The sequence below is a fragment of the Burkholderia cepacia GG4 genome (genome assembly GCF_000292915.1).
GTDB classification, from domain to species: Bacteria; Pseudomonadota; Gammaproteobacteria; order Burkholderiales; family Burkholderiaceae; genus Burkholderia; species Burkholderia cepacia_D.
In genome coordinates this window covers 1,719,158-1,739,286 of record NC_018513.1, presented here as the reverse complement: position 1 = coordinate 1,739,286, position 20,129 = coordinate 1,719,158, and the positions used below count along the sequence as shown (strand labels likewise).

General features: G+C 67.6%; 17 protein-coding genes, 1 other RNA gene and 3 pseudogenes. 9 read left to right on the top strand and 12 right to left on the bottom strand.

The genetic code is table 11. The features are described from left to right. Positions 1 to 70 precede the first annotated feature (70 nt). The 4 genes and pseudogenes from GEM_RS07965 to GEM_RS07950 all read right to left on the bottom strand — a co-directional run. Positions 71 to 1,276, bottom strand: a complete 1,206-nt coding sequence (locus GEM_RS07965) for a CaiB/BaiF CoA transferase family protein (protein WP_014896898.1) — start codon at positions 1,274 to 1,276, stop codon at positions 71 to 73. Between the two features lie 48 nt (positions 1,277 to 1,324). After that, positions 1,325 to 1,921, bottom strand: coding sequence for a recombination mediator RecR (gene recR, locus GEM_RS07960; RefSeq protein WP_014896897.1), 597 nt, complete (start codon positions 1,919 to 1,921; stop codon positions 1,325 to 1,327). 31 nt (positions 1,922 to 1,952) lie between these two features. Then, a complete protein-coding gene (locus GEM_RS07955) occupies positions 1,953 to 2,279 on the bottom strand; it encodes a YbaB/EbfC family nucleoid-associated protein (protein ID WP_014896896.1) in 327 nt (108 codons plus the stop codon). A 94-nt stretch (positions 2,280 to 2,373) separates the two neighbouring features. Beyond that, positions 2,374 to 3,516: pseudogene (locus tag GEM_RS07950) on the bottom strand (DNA polymerase III subunit gamma/tau C-terminal domain-containing protein); the annotation flags it as partial. A gap of 10 nt (positions 3,517 to 3,526) precedes the next feature. Here GEM_RS07950 and GEM_RS07945 point away from each other — a divergent pair. After that, a pseudogene (locus GEM_RS07945) lies at positions 3,527 to 4,151 on the top strand (prolyl aminopeptidase); the annotation flags it as partial. Between the two features lie 70 nt (positions 4,152 to 4,221). Here GEM_RS07945 and GEM_RS31160 read toward each other — a convergent pair. The 3 genes and pseudogenes from GEM_RS31160 to ffs form a co-directional block, all read right to left on the bottom strand. Continuing rightward, entirely contained in the window at positions 4,222 to 4,494 is a 273-nt protein-coding gene (locus GEM_RS31160; protein ID WP_041490479.1) for a hypothetical protein, read from the bottom strand. Between the two features lie 28 nt (positions 4,495 to 4,522). Further along, a pseudogene (gene dnaX / locus GEM_RS07935) lies at positions 4,523 to 5,251 on the bottom strand (DNA polymerase III subunit gamma/tau); the annotation flags it as partial. 127 nt (positions 5,252 to 5,378) lie between these two features. Beyond that, positions 5,379 to 5,477: signal recognition particle sRNA small type (ffs, locus tag GEM_RS29680), an RNA gene on the bottom strand. Positions 5,478 to 5,880: 403 nt separating this feature from the next. Here ffs and trxA point away from each other — a divergent pair. The 8 genes from trxA (at position 5,881) to GEM_RS07895 (ending at position 14,473) form a co-directional block, all read left to right on the top strand. Next, a complete protein-coding gene (gene trxA / locus GEM_RS07930; protein ID WP_006402348.1) occupies positions 5,881 to 6,207 on the top strand; it encodes a thioredoxin TrxA in 327 nt (108 codons plus the stop codon). Positions 6,208 to 6,401: 194 nt separating this feature from the next. Further along, complete coding sequence (gene rho, locus GEM_RS07925; protein WP_006478662.1) at positions 6,402 to 7,664, top strand: transcription termination factor Rho; 1,263 nt, start codon at positions 6,402 to 6,404, stop codon at positions 7,662 to 7,664. Between the two features lie 134 nt (positions 7,665 to 7,798). Next, positions 7,799 to 8,299 carry a MerR family transcriptional regulator gene (locus tag GEM_RS07920; RefSeq protein WP_014896892.1) on the top strand — a complete coding sequence of 167 codons (501 nt, stop codon included), beginning with the start codon at positions 7,799 to 7,801 and terminating at the stop codon, positions 8,297 to 8,299. After that, positions 8,296 to 9,852: an MFS transporter gene (locus GEM_RS07915; protein ID WP_014896891.1), complete on the top strand. Its 1,557-nt coding sequence runs from the start codon at positions 8,296 to 8,298 to the stop codon at positions 9,850 to 9,852. Before GEM_RS07920 ends, GEM_RS07915 begins: the two co-directional genes overlap by 4 nt. 39 nt (positions 9,853 to 9,891) lie before the next feature. Then, positions 9,892 to 10,725: a zinc-dependent peptidase gene (locus GEM_RS07910; RefSeq protein ID WP_014896890.1), complete on the top strand. Its 834-nt coding sequence runs from the start codon at positions 9,892 to 9,894 to the stop codon at positions 10,723 to 10,725. A gap of 156 nt (positions 10,726 to 10,881) precedes the next feature. Beyond that, on the top strand, positions 10,882 to 11,142 hold the full coding sequence (locus GEM_RS07905; protein WP_006753671.1) for a type B 50S ribosomal protein L31: 261 nt from the start codon (positions 10,882 to 10,884) through the stop codon (positions 11,140 to 11,142). Positions 11,143 to 11,282: 140 nt separating this feature from the next. Beyond that, positions 11,283 to 13,115, top strand: a complete 1,833-nt coding sequence (locus tag GEM_RS07900; RefSeq protein WP_085963759.1) for an ArnT family glycosyltransferase — start codon at positions 11,283 to 11,285, stop codon at positions 13,113 to 13,115. A gap of 2 nt (positions 13,116 to 13,117) precedes the next feature. Beyond that, positions 13,118 to 14,473 (top strand): MATE family efflux transporter, encoded by a 1,356-nt coding sequence (locus GEM_RS07895; protein ID WP_014896888.1) that lies wholly within the window; start codon positions 13,118 to 13,120, stop codon positions 14,471 to 14,473. A gap of 15 nt (positions 14,474 to 14,488) precedes the next feature. On the opposite strand, the gene lipA is transcribed toward GEM_RS07895, so the two are convergent. From lipA to GEM_RS07870, 5 genes are all read right to left on the bottom strand, one after another. Further along, entirely contained in the window at positions 14,489 to 15,454 is a 966-nt protein-coding gene (gene lipA, locus GEM_RS07890) for a lipoyl synthase (RefSeq protein ID WP_014896887.1), read from the bottom strand. Positions 15,455 to 15,456: 2 nt separating this feature from the next. Beyond that, complete coding sequence (locus GEM_RS07885) at positions 15,457 to 16,572, bottom strand: acetoin dehydrogenase dihydrolipoyllysine-residue acetyltransferase subunit (RefSeq protein ID WP_014896886.1); 1,116 nt, start codon at positions 16,570 to 16,572, stop codon at positions 15,457 to 15,459. Between the two features lie 4 nt (positions 16,573 to 16,576). Next, positions 16,577 to 17,581 (bottom strand): alpha-ketoacid dehydrogenase subunit beta, encoded by a 1,005-nt coding sequence (locus GEM_RS07880; RefSeq protein ID WP_014896885.1) that lies wholly within the window; start codon positions 17,579 to 17,581, stop codon positions 16,577 to 16,579. Between the two features lie 54 nt (positions 17,582 to 17,635). Continuing rightward, positions 17,636 to 18,619, bottom strand: coding sequence for a thiamine pyrophosphate-dependent dehydrogenase E1 component subunit alpha (locus GEM_RS07875; protein WP_014896884.1), 984 nt, complete (start codon positions 18,617 to 18,619; stop codon positions 17,636 to 17,638). A 242-nt stretch (positions 18,620 to 18,861) separates the two neighbouring features. Continuing rightward, positions 18,862 to 19,920, bottom strand: coding sequence for an ATP-NAD kinase family protein (locus GEM_RS07870; RefSeq protein WP_041490633.1), 1,059 nt, complete (start codon positions 19,918 to 19,920; stop codon positions 18,862 to 18,864). Between the last annotated feature and the right edge of the window lie 209 nt (positions 19,921 to 20,129).

Here is a 20,129-nt window from a genome sequence, read left to right as displayed (position 1 = left end):
AAAACGCCGGACTGCCCCTGGATTTCTGCCCCGCAGGAAATCCCGTCGAGAGATGTCCCCGCGGGGGCGCTCAAATCGCGCCGGCGTCGCGCAGCGCGGCGATCGCCTGCGCGTCGTAGCCGAGGCCGCGCAGCACCTCGTCCGTATGCTCGCCGAGCTCGGGCCCGAGCCAGCGCGTTTCGCCCGGCGTGTCGGACAGCTTCGGCGTGATGTTCGGCAGCGGAATGTCGGTGCCGTCGGCCAGCTTGAACCGCTGGATCATCTGCCGCGCAATGAACTGCGGATCGGTGAACATGTCGGCGGCGCTGTAGATGCGCCCGGCCGGCACGTCGGCCGCGTTGAGCACGACCAGCGCCTCGTCGATCGTGCGCGGCGCGAGCCACGCGGCGATCGCATCGTCGATTTCCTGCGTGCGCGGCACGCGCCCGTCGTTCTGTGCGAGCGCGGGATCGTCGGCGAGGTCGTCGCGCTCGATCGCCTTCATCAGCCGCTTGAAGATCGGGTCGCTGTTGCCGCCGATCACGATGCTGCCGTCGCGGCACGCGTAGGTGTTCGACGGCACGATGCCCGGCAGCGACGCGCCGGTACGCTCGCGCACCATCCCGTACACGCCGTACTCGGGCACCACGCTTTCCATCATGTTGAACACGGCTTCATACAGCGCAACGTCGACCACCTGCCCCATGCCTCCGTTCACCTTGCGATGGTGGAGCGCCATCAGCGCGCCGATCACGCCGTGCAGCGCGGCGATCGAGTCGCCGATCGAGATGCCGATGCGCGGCGGCGGCAGATCCGGATAGCCGGTGATGTGGCGCAATCCGCCCATCGATTCGGCGATCGCACCGAAGCCGGGCCGGTCGCGGTACGGGCCCGTCTGCCCGTAGCCGGACAGGCGCACCATCACGAGACCGGGGTTGTCGGCCGACAGCACGTCGTAGCCGAGGCCGAGCTTCTCGAGCAGGCCGGGCCGGAAGTTTTCGATCACGATGTCGGCCTCGCGCGCGAGCTGCCGCGCGATCGACTTGCCGGCGTCCGACTTCAGGTTGAGGGTGACCGATTTCTTGTTGCGCGCCTGGACCGACCACCACAACGACGTACCGCCCTGCTCCGGGTGCAGCTTGCGCCACTTGCGCAGCGGGTCGCCGCCGTTCGGATCCTCGATCTTGATCACTTCCGCGCCGAATTCGGCAAACAGCCGCGACGCGAACGGCCCCGCGATCAGCGTCCCGAATTCGAGCACTTTGACGCCCGCGAGCGGGCCCTGGCTGGTGCTCATGTGTCTCCCTGGCATGAGGAACGGCGCCGCCGGCCGGCGGCGCCAGGCTTACATCGTGCGGCGGTCGAGCATCGCGCGGGCGATCGTGCCCGCATCGACGTATTCGAGCTCGCCGCCCACCGGCACGCCGCGCGCGAGGCGCGTGACCGCGAGCCCGCGCGCCTTCAGCGTCTGGCCGAGGTAATGCGCAGTGGCCTCGCCCTCGTTCGTGAAGTTGGTCGCGAGCACGACCTCCTTGACGATCCCGTCGGACGCACGCCGCACGAGGCGGTCGAAATGGATTTCCTTCGGGCCGATTCCGTCAAGCGGGCTCAGTCGCCCCATCAGCACGAAATACAGCCCGCGGTAGGTCATCGTCTGCTCGAGCATGATCTGGTCGGCAGGCGTCTCGACGACGCACAGCAGCGTCGGATCACGCTCCTCGTCGCTGCAGACCTCGCAGATCTGCGCTTCGGTGAACGTGTTGCACTTCTCGCAATGCTGCAGGTGCTCGGTCGCGAACAGCAGCGACCGGCCGAGCCGCTCCGCGCCCTCCCGATCGTGCTGCATCAGGTGGTACGCCATGCGCTGCGCGGATTTCGGCCCGACGCCGGGCAATACGCGCAGCGCTTCGACGAGTGCGGACAGGGCGGACGGCTGTTTCATACGGCGGCAAACAATGGCACGGACGCCGCGTTCAGAACGGCAGCTTGAAGCCCGGGGGCAGCGGCAGACCCGACGTCATGCCGCTCATCTTTTCCTGCGACGTCGCTTCGGCCTTGCGCACGGCGTCGTTGAACGCAGCGGCGACGAGATCCTCGAGCATGTCCTTGTCGTCCGCGAGCAGGCTCGGGTCGATCGCGACGCGGCGCACTTCGTTGCGGCAGGTCATCGTCACCTTGACGAGGCCGGCGCCCGACTGCCCTTCGACTTCGATCAGCGCAAGCTGCTCCTGCATCTTCTTCATGTTTTCCTGCATTTGCTGCGCTTGCTTCATCAGTCCGGCGAGGTTGCCTTTCAACATGGGAATACTCCTTCTTGATCGTGTGAAAACCGGCACGCGGCGCGTGCCGGTCAATGTGTGCGGGCGTGATTGTGCCTGTCGCTGTGCGATTCGTTCAATGCAGCGTCGATGGCGTGCCGTCCGGCGCCGCATCGGCGAGTGGCCGCACCGAGCCTTCGACGATACGCGCGCCGAAGTCACGCACGAGTTGCTGGACGAACGGATCGCCATGGATGTCCTGCTCGGCCTCGCGCTGGCGTGCCGCGCGCGCGGCCGCATCGAGCGCCGCAGCGGTACGCCGCGCGGGCCCGACCTCGACCGCGACCTCGACAGGCTTGCCGAGCGCGTCGGCCAGCGCGGCCTTCAGCTTCGCGACCTGTGCGGCGTCCGCATACTGCGGCACCGGCACGGAAAGTTTCAACGTCGTCGCGTCGACGGCCGTCAGCTCGCTGTTGAACGCGAGCTGATACGCGACGCCCTTGAGCGGCAGCCGCGCGGCCAGCGCCGGCCATTCGCCGTCGAAGCCGAGCGGATCGAGCGCGATCGCGGGCGGCAGCGGGCGCGTGTCGACCGGTGCGGACGGACGGGCCTCGGCCGGCTTCGGCGCGATGCGCACGTCGTCGGGGCCGCTGTCGAACACGGGCACGAAGCCGTCGTCGGCCGCGCCGCCGAACATCTCGTCGGCGCTGAGCGGCACGTATTCGTCCGGCGGAATGTCTTCCCACGGCGGCGGGGCCTGGCGCGTGTCGGCAGCTTGCGGCGCGCGGGCCGCCGCGCGCGGCGTCGGCACCTGCACGGCCGGACGCGACGCAGCAGGTTGCTCGGCGGCCGGCTGAGGCGCCGCCGGTTTCGGCGCGGCACCCGCCCGCGAACGGTCGGACGACACGCGCATGCCGGCATTGCGCAGCACGTCGAGTGCGGCGGCCGCACCACCACGTGCAGCCGGACGGGCGGCAGGCGCAGCACGCGGCGCAGGTTCAACTGGCGGCGCGGGTGCTTCGTCACGCTGCACGACGGCAGGCAGTTCGGGTTCCTTGCGAATGGCCGGCGGCGCATCGCTCGCCGCTGCCGCTTGCGGTGCCGCTTCCGGTTGCGGTTGCGGCGCCGGTGCGACCGGTGCTGCAGCCTGCGCCGAAACCGGCTTCACGGCGGACTGGCCGGCGGCATCGCCGGACCGGGCCGGCGGCGGACGCACAGCGGACGCGGCCGGCGCGGCAGCCGCTTGCGGGCGTGCCGCCTCCGGGGGGGCGGCATCGGCGCTCGTATGAGGGCTCGCTGGCGGCTCCGTCGTCCTGGTCGCCTACTCCGTAGACACACCTATCTGCGCGACACGGGCGCTCGCCGGGCGGGGGATCTTGATCATGCGTCGAGCGGAATTGCTGTGGTACTACAATGTAAGGCGCGTCATGGCTGTTCCCGGACCTGTGGGAGGAATTCGACGCGCCCAATCACCGCGCCCAGGGCGGCGACTTGATGGTGGTGTCCATTCGCCGGGTGTATGGCGACGACAAACCCCTGCACGTCGAGACCCCCCGCGGCTGGGCGAATCGGGAAGGGCGGGTGATCACGCTGGTGGACGATCTCGATGCGGCCGCACGCTTCGCGGACTGCCACTACCGGGGGCCGTTCGCGCGGATCGAAAACCACTACTTCGTGAATCGCGGGTTCGTCGACGAAGGCCAGCTACTGCGCGACGCACATCGCCTCGCGGGCGTTCCGGGCGTGATCGTGCAGGGCCGCTACGACGTCGCGACGCCTGCACGCACCGCGTGGGATCTCGCGCAAGCATGGCCCGACGCGACGTTCGAGATCGTGGCGGACGCCGGCCACGCGTACAACGAACCGGGCATCCTGAAAGCGCTGCTCGCCGCGACGGACCGGTTCGCCGCGTAAGCAACCCTACGCAACACGACGCACCGCATCTCGCTGCAACCGGTCCTGCCGGCCGGCACGCGCCGCCCGCTCACAGCGCGGCTTCCACGATCGTCCGGCCGCGGATTGCCCGTTCGACGAGCTGTTCGTCGCCGACCTTGCGGATCGCATCGTCAAGCAATCCTTCCGGCTGTTCGGTCGCCACCTTCAGCAGGCCCGACAGGACGCGCGCGTCGAGCACCACCAGCGTCTCCATCGAATCGGCGCGGCTCACGAGCACGCGGCGAAGCGCCGGGCCCGCGCCGAAGCTCGCGCAAAGCGCAATCGTCTCGTTGCCTAGCGTGTAGTCTAAGTGCTTGATCATGTCTGCCGCCGTTGCAAGGGGATGGCGACGCGCCGAGCATGCCCGACACGGCCGATTCGGTCACTTCGTTCGCGGAATAGGCGATCGCCTGGTCGGTCAGCGACAGCGCATCGCGCATGCTGCCCTGCGCGGCACGCGCGAGCAGGCGCAGCGCCTGCTGCTCGAACGAGATCTGCTCCTCGCCGAGGATGCGCTCGAGGTGCGACACGATATGCCCGGCCGGCATCTGCTTCAGGTTGAATTGCAGGCAGCGCGACAGGACGGTAACGGGAATCTTCTGCGGATCGGTCGTCGCGAGGATGAACTTGACGTGCGACGGCGGCTCTTCGAGCGTCTTCAGCATCGCGTTGAACGCGTGGTTCGTCAGCATGTGCACTTCGTCGATCATGTAGACCTTGAAGCGCGCATCGACGGGCGCGTACACCGCACGCTCGAGCAGCGCGGCCATCTCGTCGACGCCGCGGTTGCTCGCGGCATCCATCTCGACGTAGTCGACGAAGCGGCCTTCGTCGATCTCGCGACACGCGCGGCACACGCCGCACGGCTGCGAGGTGACGCCGGTTTCACAGTTGAGTGCCTTGGCGAAGATCCGCGACAGCGTCGTCTTGCCGACGCCGCGGGTTCCGGTAAACAGATAGGCGTGATGGAGACGCCCACCGTCGAGCGCGTGCGTGAGCGCCCTGACGACGTGCTCCTGGCCGACGAGCGAAGCGAAATCCTTCGGACGCCACTTGCGTGCGAGAACTTGATAGGTCATCGGGAAATTGTATCAGTAACGCTGCGTCGCGCCGACACGCGAAACGGTGCGGAAGACGGGCAAAGCGCGGGAAAAACGGAGAATGACGCGGAAATAAAAAACGCCCGGCGAACGGGGCGAGAGGAAAGGTGACGAGCCCAACCCTCGGCACTGGCAGAAAACGATTGTGGCTGCTTCGTTCCCGACCTGACCAGGTTCACCGCCCCACCATGCGAGGAGGCCCGTCACGGCATATTCTATCACCGCTTCCGGCCGAATGCGACCGTTTGTTCGCAACAATGCGAATGATCACGCAAACCGGCGCGCGTGCGGGCACCCGGATCCGGCGCGGACACGCAGATCCATGCGGTCACTCTTGTATTTTGCGCGCCGGCCTCCACCTTCGGAACACAACGGTCGAACGGCGCGTCGTACCCCTACTCGCGAAGCGGCTACTATCGCCGCCCGCAGCAGATAGCAATTTAGGCTAATATGACGCCCGAACGACCCGCGAGCCGCGCCATGCAGCGCTTACGCCCTTCTTTCCGGAGAGCGGAGCTACCTGCCGCAGCGGCCGGCAGCCAACAGGCCGCCGGAGCGCCGCAACGCGCCTAGCAGGCAGTCCCCGAACCGTAAGAGGTATTGACCCAATGAGCGAACAGATCAAACACATCAGCGACGCATCGTTCGAACAGGACGTCGTCAAATCCGACAAGCCCGTGCTCGTCGACTTCTGGGCCGAATGGTGCGGCCCGTGCAAGATGATCGCCCCGATCCTCGACGAAGTCGCGAAGGACTACGGCGACAAGCTGCAGATCGCCAAGATCAACGTCGACGACAACCAGGCAACGCCTGCGAAGTTCGGCGTGCGCGGCATCCCGACGCTGATCCTGTTCAAGAACGGCGCGGCCGCCGCGCAGAAGGTCGGCGCGCTGTCGAAGTCGCAGCTCACCGCATTCCTGGACAGCCACCTGTAATACCGGCAGTTCCGCGGACGTGTTGTCAACCGACAACACGTCCGCCGTCAAGCCGCCGATCGGCCGCTCAGGCACGAATCGGCGTATGCTAGAATCAAAAAACGTCTACAAGACGCATTAAGTCTCAGAGCGCTTCCGCTCGCCCTCCTCCCTTATTTCTTTTCGTCGCTTCTCCTCCCTGGCGGGTTCTCCGTATGCATTTATCCGAGCTCAAGTCTCTGCACGTGTCCGAACTGATCGAAATGGCCAATGGCCTGGAGATCGAAAACGCGAACCGCCTGCGCAAGCAGGAGTTGATGTTTGCCATTCTAAAAAAGCGCGCCAAGACGGGAGAGACGATCTTCGGCGACGGCACGCTCGAAGTGCTGCCGGACGGTTTCGGCTTCCTGCGCTCGCCGGAAATGTCGTACCTCGCGAGCACCGACGACATCTATATCAGCCCGTCGCAAATCCGCCGCTTCAACCTGCACACCGGCGACACGATCGAAGGTGAAGTCCGCACGCCGAAGGACGGCGAGCGCTACTTCGCGCTGGTAAAGGTCGACAAAGTCAACGGGCAGCCGCCCGAGGCCTCGAAACACAAGATCATGTTCGAGAACCTCACGCCGCTGCACCCGAACAAGCCGCTGTCGCTCGAACGCGAAATGCGCGGCGAAGAGAACGTCACGGGCCGCATCATCGACATGATCGCGCCGATCGGCAAGGGCCAGCGCGGCCTGCTGGTCGCGTCGCCGAAGTCGGGCAAGACCGTGATGCTCCAGCACATCGCACACGCGATCAAGCAGAACCACCCGGACGTGATCCTGTTCGTGCTGCTGATCGACGAACGCCCTGAAGAAGTGACCGAAATGCAGCGCTCGGTCGCCGGCGAAGTGATCGCATCGACGTTCGACGAACCGGCAACCCGCCACGTCCAGGTCGCCGAAATGGTGATCGAGAAGGCCAAGCGCCTCGTCGAAATGAAGCACGACGTCGTGATTCTGCTCGACTCGATCACGCGTCTCGCACGCGCGTACAACACCGTGATCCCGGCGTCGGGCAAGGTGCTGACGGGTGGTGTCGACGCGAACGCACTGCAGCGTCCGAAGCGCTTCTTCGGCGCGGCGCGCAACATCGAGGAAGGCGGCTCGCTGACGATCATCGGCACCGCGCTGATCGAAACCGGCAGCCGCATGGACGACGTGATCTACGAAGAGTTCAAGGGCACCGGCAACATGGAAGTGCACCTCGAGCGCCGCCTCGCGGAAAAGCGCGTCTACCCGTCGATCAACCTGAACAAGTCGGGCACGCGTCGCGAAGAAATGCTGATCAAGCCCGAGATCCTTCAAAAGATCTGGGTGCTGCGCAAGTTCATCCACGACATGGACGAAGTCGAGGCCATGGAATTCCTGCTCGACAAGATCCGCCAGACGAAGAGCAACTCCGAGTTCTTCGACCTGATGCGCCGCGGCGGCTGATCGCCCTCGCCCCGCAACGAACGGCCGCCCGCGCGTTTCGCCCGGCGGCCGTTTTTTTCGGCTCCAACATGAACGTGAACGTACAGGTTGATCTATAATCACGCCATCATCCCGACCGAATCCCCGCCACCCCGATGCCGAACGATGCCTCCCACTCGCTGCTGACCGTGAGCGATGCCGCGGCGCGGCTCGGCGTCACGCCGCGCACGCTCAAGTATTACGAAGAGCGCGGGCTCGTCACGCCGTCGCGCAGCGGCGGCCGCTATCGCCTCTACGACGAAGCCGATCTCGAACGCTTCGCGCGCATCCTGCGGCTGCGCGCGCTCGGCTTCTCGCTGCACGGCATCACCGAAATGCTCAAGCGCCCGCTGGAACAAACGGGCGACGGCCGGCGCCGCTATTCGGACGCGTCGTTGCGCGACATCCGCACGGGTCTCGCCGAACAGATCGACACACTCGACCAGCGGATCGCGGCCGTCCAGCGCGAGTTGAAGGAAGCCGTCGCGCTGCGCAAGGAACTGCAGCACGACATCGACTACATCGAACGGCGCCTCGCCGGCGAAAACCCCGACGTACTGATCGCGCAGCGACAGGCCGAAGCCGGCACGCGACGCACCCGCAAGGATCGGGAATGAACGCCGAGCCCGGCCGCTCGCCGCTGTGGAGTCGCGCGAACCTGCGCGCGGACCTGTTCCCGTGGGCGCTCGCGCTCGTCACCGGCCTCGACTACTTCGACAACGCGGCCTTCTCGTTCTTCGCGAGCTACATCGCGGGCGGCATCAACGCATCGCCCGACGAGCTCGTGTGGTCGTCGAGCGCGTATGCGGTCACGGCCGTGCTCGGCATCCTGCAGCAGCAATGGTGGGTCGACCGGCTCGGGCATCGCCGCTACGTGGCCGGCTGCATGCTGATGTTCTCGTTCGGCGCGATCGCGGCCGCGCTCGCCGACACATCGCTCGAGCTTGCGTTCGCGCGCGGCTTCCAGAGCTACTTCATCGGCCCGATGATGGGCGCGTGCCGGATCCTGATCCAGATCAGCTTCAAGCCGCAGGAGCGCCCGCCCGCCACGCGCGCGTTCCTGATCATGATCCTGCTCGGCAGCGCGCTCGCGCCGATCGCCGGCGGGCTGCTCGTCGCGCATTCGACGTGGCGTGCACTGTTCGCGTGCACGGCGCCCGCCGGCATCGCGTTCGCGATCCTTGCGCTCCTCACGCTGCCCGATTCAGGCAGGACGCCCGACGACGAACGCGGCTCCGGACATTTCTGGCCGTACGTCGTGTTCGCGCTCGCACAAGGCGCGCTGCAGATCGTGTTGCAGCAGGTGCACTACCAGCTCTACAGCGGCTCGCCGATGCTGATCCTGCTGACGATCGCGGGCCTGGGCGCACTCGCATGGTTCGCGTATCACCAATGGAACCATCCAACGCCGCTCGTGCGGCTGCATGCGTTTCGCGAGCGCACGTTCCAGGTCGGACTGCTGCTGTACATGTTCTATTACTACGAGTCGACGGGCTTCAGCTACCTGACCTCCCGATTGCTCGAAGGCGGGCTCGGCTATCCGGTCGAGAATGCCGGGCGCCTGGTCGGCACGATGTCGCTGATCTCGGCCACCGCGCTGTTCGCGTACCTGCGCTATGCGAAGCTCGTCACGCACAAGAAATGGTTTGTCGTGCCGGGGTTCGCGATCGCGATCGTCGCCGCGCTGTGGATGACGCGAATGACGCCGCAGGTCGGCGAGGCCGCGCTGATCGTCCCGCTGCTGCTGCGCGGGCTGCTGCTGCTGTTCATCGTGCTGCCGGTCGCGAACCTGACGTTCCGCATCTTCGCGATCGACGAATACACGCATGGCTATCGGCTGAAGAACATCGTGCGGCAACTGACGATTTCGTTCGCGACCTCGTCGGTGATCATCGTCGAGCAGCACCGCCTGGCCTTACACCAGACCCGGCTCGTCGAGCGCGCGAACGTGTTCGATCCGCTGTTCCAGCAGACCGTCGACGCCCTCACGCGCAGCTATGCGGCAACCGGCCATGCGCTGAGCGAGGCGCACGGCCTCGCGATCGCATCGATCGCGCGGATGGTCGCGCAACAGGCGTCGTTCCTTGCATCGCTCGACGGCTTCTATTTCCTCGCGGGCGTCGCGCTCGTCGGCGGCCTCTTTGCGGCATGGCAAAAAGAGATCGATTGAGTTAAAAGACAGGCTTTGGATTTTCGTGCGCCGCCCTCCATGTTCTCGAAACTGACCCGCTGGTTCGATGACCGCCGCCGCGACCGCGCGCTGCGCAGCCATCCGATTCCCGACGCGCTGTGGCAGGACACCGTCGAGCGCCTGCCGTTCCTCGACGCGCTGACGCCCGGTGACCTGGGCCGGCTGCGCGAGCTGACGAGCCTGTTCATCGCGAAGAAATCGTTTTCGACCGCGCACGGGCTCGAGCTAACCGACGCGATGATCGTCGCGATCGCCGCGCAGGCGTGCCTGCCCGTGCTGAATCTCGATTTGTCGCTGTACGACGGCTGGGTCGGCGTCGTCGTGTATCCGGGTGAATTCGTGATCCGCAAGACCGTACAGGACGAGGACGGCGTCGTCCATGAAGTCGAGCAGGATGCGAGCGGCGAAGCGTGGGAAGGCGGCCCGGTGATCCTGTCGTGGGAAGATGCGCAGATGACGGACGGCCGCGACGCGTACAACGTCGTGATCCACGAGTTCGCGCACAAGATCGACATGGTCAACGGCGAGGCCGACGGGTACCCGCCCCTCTTTCGCCGCTGGCACGCGCCGCACCTCGACGCGCAGGCGTGGGCGGACGTGTTCGAGCATGCGTACGACCAGTTCTGCGCGCGGGTCGACGCAGTGCCGGACCGCGCGTGGGCGCGCTTCGAGCGCGACTCGCTGATCGATCCCTATGCAGCCGATCATCCGTCGGAATTCTTCGCGGTGTGCAGCGAGGCGCTGTTCGTGCGGCCGCGCGCGTTCGAGTGCGAATTTCCGGAACTCTACCGGCTGCTGGCCCGCTACTACCGGCAGGATCCGGCCGGCACCGGCGCCCTCGACGCACGATGAAAATTAATCGTCAACCGTCTGATTTTCTGGCATAATCGCCGCTTTTCGACCTTAGGCAAGTGGCTCGCGCCGGGCTTGACGTCGGCTGTACGCGCAGATTGCGCGATCCAGCACGGCAAGCGGCGGGTTGGCTACCGCTCTCACCAAGGAAAGACCATGAAAGAAGGCATCCACCCGAACTACCGCGAAGTCGTCTTCCAAGACATGTCGAACGGCTTCAAGTTCATCACGCGCTCGACGATCCAGACGCGTGAAAACATCGAACTCGACGGCAAGACCTACCCGCTCGCCAAGATCGAAGTGTCGTCGGAATCGCACTCGTTCTACACGGGTCAGCAAAAGATCATGGACACGGCAGGCCGTGTCGAGAAGTTCAAGAACAAGTTCGGCGTACGCGCCAGCGGCAAGGCGAAGTAAGCTTCGCACCGATCCGGTGGCTGCAACGCACCGGTACCGCACGAAAGGGCAGCCCAGGCTGCCCTTTTTTGTCGCCGCTCGCCGGACAGCCGGCCGGCGCCCGGGCAATCGTCTGACGCGCAAAGGCCGGCGCGTCTACAATGCCGGATGCTCGAAACCGGCTCGTGCGCGCACGACCGCGCCGGCCGCCCGCTCATAACAAATCGCTCATCTGCATGAAGCCTGTCGTCCGTCTCACCGCCTCCGCCACGCGCGCGCTGCCGCGCTGGCTGCTGCTCACGCTCTGCCTCGTCTACGCGGCGTTCGGCCTGTTCGGTCGCGACCCGTGGAAGAACGAGGACGCGGCGGGCTTCGGCGTGATGTGGACGATGGCCACCGGCGGCTGGCACGACTGGCTGCTGCCGAACCTCGTCGGCAAGTTCATCACGACCGACGGGCCACTCGGCTACTGGCTCGGCGCGCTGTCGATTCGCGCGCTGGCGCCGTGGGTCGACGCGAGCAACGCGTCGCGCGTCGACACGGGCGTGCTGTTCTGCGTCGCGTGCGCGTTCGTCTGGTACGCCGCCTACCTGCTCGGCCGGCGCGCCGAGGTCCAGCCGTTCAAATACGCGTTCGGCGGCGAGCCGGAGCCGCGCGACTACGGCCGCACGCTCGCCGACGGCGCGCTGCTGATCCTCGTCGCGTGCTTCGGGCTCGCGGAGCGCGGCCACGAAACGACGCCGCAACTCGCGCAGTTCGCGTGGATCGCGATGCTCGTGTACGGCATCGTGCGCGGCATCGACAAGCCGACGCAGGGCGCGCTGTGGTGGGGTGTCGCGATCGGCCTCGTCGCGCTGTCCGGCAACCCGGTGCTCGTCGTCGCGCTGCTCGCCGGCACAGCCGCGCTGTGGCTCGTCACGCCGGAGATGCGCAACCTGCGCCTGCCGCTGATCGGCGTGCCGCTCGCGGCCGCGATCTTCGCGCTGTGGCCGCTCGCCGCATTCACCGCGGCGCCCGACGACGCCGCGTGGTTCTTCAACCAGTGGATCCACGGCAGCCTGATGCGCTTCTCGGGCCCGCCGACCGCGGTGCTCGGCTATGCGGCAAAGAACCTGCCGCTGTTCACGTGGCCCGCGTGGCCGCTCGCGATCTGGGCCTGGTGGAGCTGGGCCGGCATGCGCCGCCGCGCGCACATCGCGATTCCGCTGTCGGTCGTCGTGCCGCTCGTCGCGCTCGTGATCCTGCAGAGCCAGCAGTCGAACCGCATGTACATGCTGCTGCTGCCGCCGCTCGCGGTGCTCGCGACCTTTGCACTGCCGACCCTCAAGCGCGGCGCGATCAACGCGTTCGACTGGTTCGCCGTGCTGAGCTTCACGATCCTCGGCACCTTCGTGTGGCTCGTGTGGCTCGCATCGCTCACGGGCTTCCCGCACCCGCTCGCGCGTAACCTCGCGCGCCTCGTGCCCGGCTACGAGCCCCATTTCAAGATCCTGTCGTTCATCTGCGCGGTGATCGTCACCGGGTGCTGGTGCCTGCTCGCGCGCTGGCGCATCTCGCGCCAGCCGAAGGTGCTGTGGCGCAGCGTCGTGCTGTCGGGCGCGGGCACCACGCTGATGTGGGTGCTGCTGATGACGCTGTGGCTGCCGATCGTCAACTACGGCCGGACCTACAGCGACGTCGCGCAACAGATCGCCTCGCACCTGCCGAAGGACTACGAGTGCATCGCCCCGGTGCGCCTCGGCGACGCGCAGATCGCAACCTTCGCGTACTTCGGCGACATGCACTTCGAGTTCTCGGGCGACTGCGACGTGATCCTGCGTCAGGATCGCGCGGACTTCGGCGAGCCGAGCGCGATGTCGCAATACGTGTGGCGCCTCGTGTGGGAGGGCCGCCGCGTCGCCGACCGCGACGAGCGCTTCCGCCTGTACGAGCGCATCGAACGGCCGACGGCGCCCGTCAAGCGGCGCGGACCGCGCCACCGGACGGTCGATTGACGATGTTCGCCGACATCCGCCGGATCGTCGGTCTCGCGTGGCCGGTGCTCGTCGGCCAGCTCGCGATCATCGCGTTCGGCGTGATCGACACGGCGATGGTCGGCCGTTACTCGGCCATCGACCTGGCTGCGCTCGGGCTCGGCTCGTCGATCTACGTGTCGATCTACATCGGGATGACGGGCATCCTGTCGGCGCTGCAGCCGATCACCGGCCAGCTGTACGGCGCGCGGCGCTATGCGGAGATCGGCGAGGAAGTCCGCCAGGCACTGTGGCTCGCGCTGCTGCTCGCGGTGCCCGGCTTCCTGCTGCTGCATTTTCCCGAACCGCTGCTGCATATCGCCCACGCCCCGCCCGCGCTGCACGACCGCACCGTCGACTACCTGCGGATCCTGTCGTACGGCCTGCCGGCGAGCCTCGTGTTCCGGATCTACAACGCGCTGACCAACGCGGCCGGCAAGCCGCGCCTCGCGATGATCCTGCAGATCGGCGCGCTGCTGCTCAAGTTTCCGCTCAACGTGTGGTTCATCTTCGGCGGGTTCGGCGTGCCGGCCCTCGGCGGCCCCGGCTGCGGGCTCGCAAGCACGTTGATCAACTGGGCGCTCGCGCTGATCGGCTTCACGCTGCTCGCGAAGCTCGACGTGTTCGCGCCGCTTTCGATCTTCTCGCGGTTTTGCTGGCCCGTGTGGGCACGCCAGAAGGCGATCCTGAAGCTCGGCGTGCCGATGGGCCTGTCGTATCTGATCGAGGTCACGTCGTACACGTGCATGGCGCTCTTCATCGCGCAGTTCGGCACGACGACGCTGGCCGGCCACCAGATCGCCGGCAACATCGGCGCGGTGCTGTACATGACGCCGTTGTCGATCGGCGTCGCGGCGTCGACGCTGGTCGCGCGCGCACTCGGCGCCGGCCGCCCCGACGAGGCGCGCCTGCTCGGCCGGCACAGCGTGGTGCTCGCGTGCGGGATCGCCGCCGCGTACGGCGTGCTCGTATTCACGCTGCGCCCGCTGATCGTCAGCGGCTACACGCCGAACCCGGCCGTGGCCGCCGCCGCGCTGCCGCTGGTCGCGATCGTCACCTGCTACCACTTCTTCGACGCGCTGCAGATCACGTCCGCGTTCGTGCTGCGCGCCTACAAGGTCGCGGTCGTACCGACCGTGATCTATGCGGTGGCGCTCTGGGGCGTCGGGCTCGGCGGCGGCTACGCGCTCGGCTTCGACGTCGGCGGCATCGCACCCGCATGGCTGACGGGTGCGCGCGGCTTCTGGTTCGCGAACACGATCAGCCTGATGCTCGCGGGCGCGGGACTCGCGCTCTACCTGCGCCACGTCAGCCGAGCACAGCCGTCGGTAAGCGCATGACGCACTGCCAGCGGCCTACGCGTCCTCCAGCACGTCGGCCGCGTGATACGACGACCGCACGAGCGGGCCGGCGACGACTTCCCTGAAACCGAGCGCAAGCCCCTCGTCGCGCCACGCGGCGAATGCGTCCGGGCTCACGTAGCGCCGCACCGGCAGATGATGCGCGGACGGCGCCAGATACTGGCCCAGCGTCAGCACGTCGACCTCGTGCGCACGCAGGTCGCGCAGCGTGTCCCGCACCTCGTCGTCGCGCTCGCCGAGCCCGAGCATCAATCCCGATTTCGTCACGAGCGTCGGCCGCGCACCCTTCGCCTGCGCGAGCAGTTCGAGCGAGCCGCGATAGTCTGCGCCCGGCCGCGCCGCCCGGTACAGCGACGGCACCGTCTCGATGTTGTGATTGAACACGTCCGGCCACGCCGACGACAACGCATCGAGCGCACGGGCGACGCGGCCGCGGAAATCCGGCGTCAGCACCTCGACGCCGATGCCCGGCACGCTCGCGCGCACTGCCGCGATGCAGGCGGCGAAATGCGCGGCGCCGCCGTCGCGCAGGTCGTCGCGGTCGACCGACGTGATCACGACGTAGCGCAGCCCGAGCGCCGCGACCGCGGCGGCGAGCCGCGCGGGCTCGTCGGGATCGAGCGGCTCGGGACGGCCGTGCGCGACATCGCAGAACGGGCAGCGCCGCGTGCACAGTCCGCCCATGATCATGAAGGTCGCGGTGCGTTGCGCGAAGCATTCGCCGATGTTCGGGCACATGGCCTCCTCGCAGACGGAATGCAGCCGGTGAGCCCGCAGCACGGCCGCCATGTCGGCGACCGCCCCGCTCATCATCGGCGGCGCCCGCAGCCACGGCGGCTTCGGCAGCGCCGCGCCGGCCGCGGGCTCGACGCGCACCGGAATGCGCGCGAGCTTGTCGCGGCTCCGCGCGCCCGGCTGGCCGAGCGCGGTGAGGCTGGGTCGTTCGAGCGCGGCGGCCATCGTCAGTCTCCGAGAAACGCGACGATCAGGCGGTTCACGTCGGCAGCCGCCTCCATCTGCACCATGTGGCCGCTGCCGGCGATCACCTCGGCACGCACGCCGTCCGGCAAGCCCTGCGCATGCTGCGCGGGAATCACCTGGTCGCGCTCGCCCCAGATCACGAGCGTGCGCGGCGCGAGCGACGCGACGCGCTCGCGGAACACGCGCCGCTGGGTCGCACCGTCGAACGCGGCGTTCGCGATCTTCTCCAGCGCGGCCTGCACGCCTTCGAGCCGCTTGTACTTGACGAGATCCTCGACCAGTTGCCGCGTGACGAGCGCATTGTCCGCGAACAGCGCGCCGAGGTGCGGCTTCAGCGTGTTGCGGCTGTTGCCGGCGACGAAACCGTCGATGTAGCCGCGGTTGATGTCGGCGCCGAGCCCGGCGCTCGCGATCAGCGTCAGCGACGCCACGCGTTGCGGCGCACGCTCGGCCGCCGTCATCGCGACCGCGCCGCCCATCGAATGGCCGATCAGGTGCGCGCGCTCGATATGCTGCGCGTCGAGCAGCGCGAGCACCGCGTCGGCCAGTTCGTCGAGGCTGCCGGTATCGACCGCCTTGCCCGATTCGCCGTGCCCGGGCAAATCGAGCGCCCACACCGGCCGGTGCGCGGCGAGCTCCGCGTGGTTGAACAGCCAGTTGTTCAGGTCGCCGCCGAAACCGTGGATCAGCACGGCGGGCGTGCCCTCGCCATCGCCCAGCTTCAGGAAACGGACCGTGCGTCCGCCGATCTGCGCCTTCTCGGGCTGCGGGCCCGCCGCGTCGTCGGCGGCCGCGCTCGGCGTGAAATCGCGCTGGAATTCGGCGATCGCCGCATCGATGTCGGCATCGCTCGCCTCGGCCGCCGCCACCACGCCGAGCAGTGCACCGACCGGCAGCGTCTCGCCTTCCTGCGCGACCTGCCGGCGCAGCATGCCGTCGAACGCGCACTCGACGCCCGACGAGATCTTGTCGGTCTCGACGTCGAGCACTTCGTCGCCCTTCGTCACGCGCTCGCCGAGCGCCTTCAGCCAGCCGTTGACCTGCCCCTGCTCCATCGACAGCCCCCACTTGGGCATCGTGATCATGTGAATCGACATCGTGTCAGCTCCTCGTCTTGAGTACCGCCTGCGCGATCGCGTCGGCGGACGGGATATACAGGTCTTCCAGCACGCCGGCGAACGGCGCGGGCGTATGCGGCGCGGTCACGAGCTCGATCGGCGCCTTCAGCGAATGGAACGCGCGCTGCGCGACGAGCGCGGCGATGTCGGTTGCGATCGAGCAGCGCGGGTTCGCTTCGTCGACGACCACGACGCGCCCGGTGCGCTCCGCGCTTTCGAGGATCGTTTCCTCGTCGAGCGGTGACGTCGTGCGCAGGTCGATCACGTCGACGTGGATGCCGTCCTTCGCGAGCTTCGCGGCCGCGTCGGTCGCGAGATGCACCATCCGGCCGTACGTGACGATCGTCGCGTCATCGCCTTCGCGCACGACATTCGCCTCGCCGAACGGAATCGCATAGGATTCCTCAGGCACGTCGCCTTCGCGCGTGTAGAGCAGCTTGTGTTCGAGGAAGATCACGGGATCGTTGTCGCGGATCGCCTGGATCAGCAGCCCCTTCGCGTCGTACGGCGTCGCCGGGCACACGACCTTCAGCCCCGGGATATGCGTGAACAGCGACGTGAGCATCTGCGAATGCTGCGCGGCCGCGCGCAGGCCGGCGCCGTACATCGCACGGATCACGACCGGCGTCACGGCCTTGCCGCCGAACATGTAGCGGAATTTCGCGGCCTGGTTGAAGATCTGGTCGAAGCACACGCCCATGAAATCGATGAACATCAGCTCCGCGACGGGCCGCATCCCGCACGCGGCCGCGCCGACTGCCGCGCCGATGTAGCCACCCTCCGACAGCGGCGTATCGAGCACGCGGCCCGGAAACTTGTGGAACAGCCCCTTCGTCACGCCCAGCACGCCGCCCCACGCGTCGTCCTCGCCCGGCGCGCCTGCGCCGCCCGCATTGTCCTCGCCCATCACGATCACGCTGTCGTCGCGCGCCATTTCCTGCGCGAGCGCCTCGTTGATCGCCTGCGAATACGTAATCTTCCTTGCCATGTCTGTCTCCTGGTATGTTCGGTTCGCCGTGCCGGCGGCTATCTCAGATCGCGCTCACGGGTACGACACGTACACGTCGGTCAGCAGGTCGGCCGCGTCGGGCAGCGGCGCGGCCTTCGCCTGCGCGACCGCGTCGTCGATCAGCGCCTTCACCTGCGCGTCGACCGCACGCAGATCTTCGGTCGTCAGCGCCTCGGCGCGCACGACGCGCGTTTCGAAATGCTTCAGGCAGTCCTTCTCGTCGCGCAGCTTCTGCACCTCGCCGGGCGCGCGGTAGGTCTGCGCATCGCCTTCGAAGTGGCCGAAATAGCGCGTGAACTTCACTTCGACGAGCGTCGGACCGCCGCCGTTGCGCGCGCGTGCGACCGCTTCGCCAAGCGCTTCGTGCACCGCGAAGAAGTCGAAGCCGTCGACGATCACGCCCGGCATCCCGAAGCCGTTCGCGCGATCGGCGATGTTGTCGGTCGCGACTGACCAGCTCGACGACGTCGCCTCCGCATAGCCGTTGTTTTCGGCCACGAATATCGCCGGCAGCCGCCACACCGACGCGAGGTTCATCGATTCGAAGATCACGCCCTGGTTCGACGCGCCGTCGCCGAAGAAGCACACGCCGACGCCGCCGGTCTTCTTGTGCTTCGCCGCGAGTGCCGCGCCGCACACGAGCGGGCCGCCCGCGCCGACGATCCCGTTCGCGCCGAGCATCCCCATCGACAGGTCGGCGATGTGCATCGAGCCGCCCTTGCCGTGGCAGACGCCTGTCTTCTTGCCGTAGATCTCTGCCATCATCCCGTGCACGTCGACGCCCTTCGCGATGCAGTGGCCGTGCCCGCGGTGCGTGGTGGCGACGTAGTCGTCGAGGCCGAGGTGCAGCATCGTGCCGACCGCGGATGCCTCCTCGCCCGCGTACAGGTGAACGAAGCCGGGGATTTCGCCGGTCGCGAACTCGACGTGCAGGCGTTCCTCGAATTCGCGGATCGTGCGCATCAGCCGGTAGGCGTCCAGCAGCTTGTCCCTGCTGAGCTGTGTCGAAACGGTCATGTGTGTCTCCTGGGTAGGTCTGACTGCGAATGCCGCCGTGGCAAGGCCCGGCGACGGATTGCACGACGGCCCGCGGCCGTCAGTGAAACGTGAAGCACCCGTCGACGCGCGTGGCCCACCTGCGCGCGATGCCACGCGTGCCACCGATCAGGATGACGAACGATTTGTCGGGACGGGCTGTCATGGCCAAGTCTCCTTGTCGAGGGTCCGGAATCGGATCGGGTGTCGTCGAGAAGCCGCAATCAGAAACGCCACGCGCCGGCGTCGCGCAGCAGCTGCCGCGACGACGCATAACGCAGCGTGCGGCCGACATCGACCGTCAGCGGCCCGCGCCAGTCGAGCGCGATCTCGTAGCGCTCGCCACGCGCGACCTCGATCTCGCGCTCGCCGTCGAACGCAAGCGTGCCGTGCTCGAACGGGATCGTCTGCCATGCGTCTGGTTCGAGCCGCTCGCAACTGCGCATCAGCACGCGATCGACCCGGCCCGGCGCGATCGGCGCGACGAGCGGTGTGCCGGCCGTCTTGCCGTCGGCGGCAAAGCGCATCGCGAGCCCGTGCGGCGCGCTGCGCTCGAGCGGCGCCCACGCGCCGCCAAGGGCGGACAGACCAATGCCGTCCGGTTCCGCGAAAGTCAGGTAGAGCGTGTCGATGTCGTCGGGGCCCGAGATCGCGCGCGCGCCGATGAAACGCTGGCGAGCGGCGCACACATCGACGAGCGCGATCTCCTCGCGCCCCGCGTTTGCGCCCGCCACGCAGCGCACGACGAGCCGCTTGTTGCGCGTGAACGCGACCTCGGCCGGCACGGCGCCGGTCGCGGCAAGCCCTGCCGCGACGCCCGCGACGGTCGCCTCGCGATGTTCGGGAAACGCGTTGTTGGTGCCGGTGGACAGCGCGACGAGCGGCGTCGCGCCGCAATGCGCGGCGACCGCGCGGTGGGTGCCGTCGCCGCCGAGCACGACGATCAGCGCGACTTCCATCCGGCGCATGTAGGCGGCGCCGGCCTGCGTGTCGGCGACGGTATCGGAGATCGGCAGGTCGACGAATTCGACTTCGGGCCAGCGTTCGTGCGGCGCGACCGCGCGATGCGTATCGAGCGCACGCATCAGCAGCGTCGCGATGCCCGTCTTGTCGCGCAAGGTCAGAACGCGCTCGACGCCCATCGCGCCGAGGCCGGCGAGCAGGCGCACGACCATGTTGGCCTTTTCCGCCGTCGGGAACACCGATGCATGCGTCGTCAGACGGCGAATGTCGCGCCCCGATGCGGGGTTCGCGATCACGCCGATGGTCACGGGCGTCGTCACGGGCTTGTCTCCATCCAGTGGACCGGCGCTCGCGCATTGGCTCGCGCGCCGGTCCTGCATGTGTCGTCCGCCGTCATCGAGGGCAGCGGATCGTCGTCGCCGACGCAACCGCGCCGGACTTGCCCGTGATATCTGCAAGCGGCGTGCCATGGTCGGTGCGACAACCGCGAAACCCGCGTCCAGACTGGCTCGGCGGGTACGAATGGATG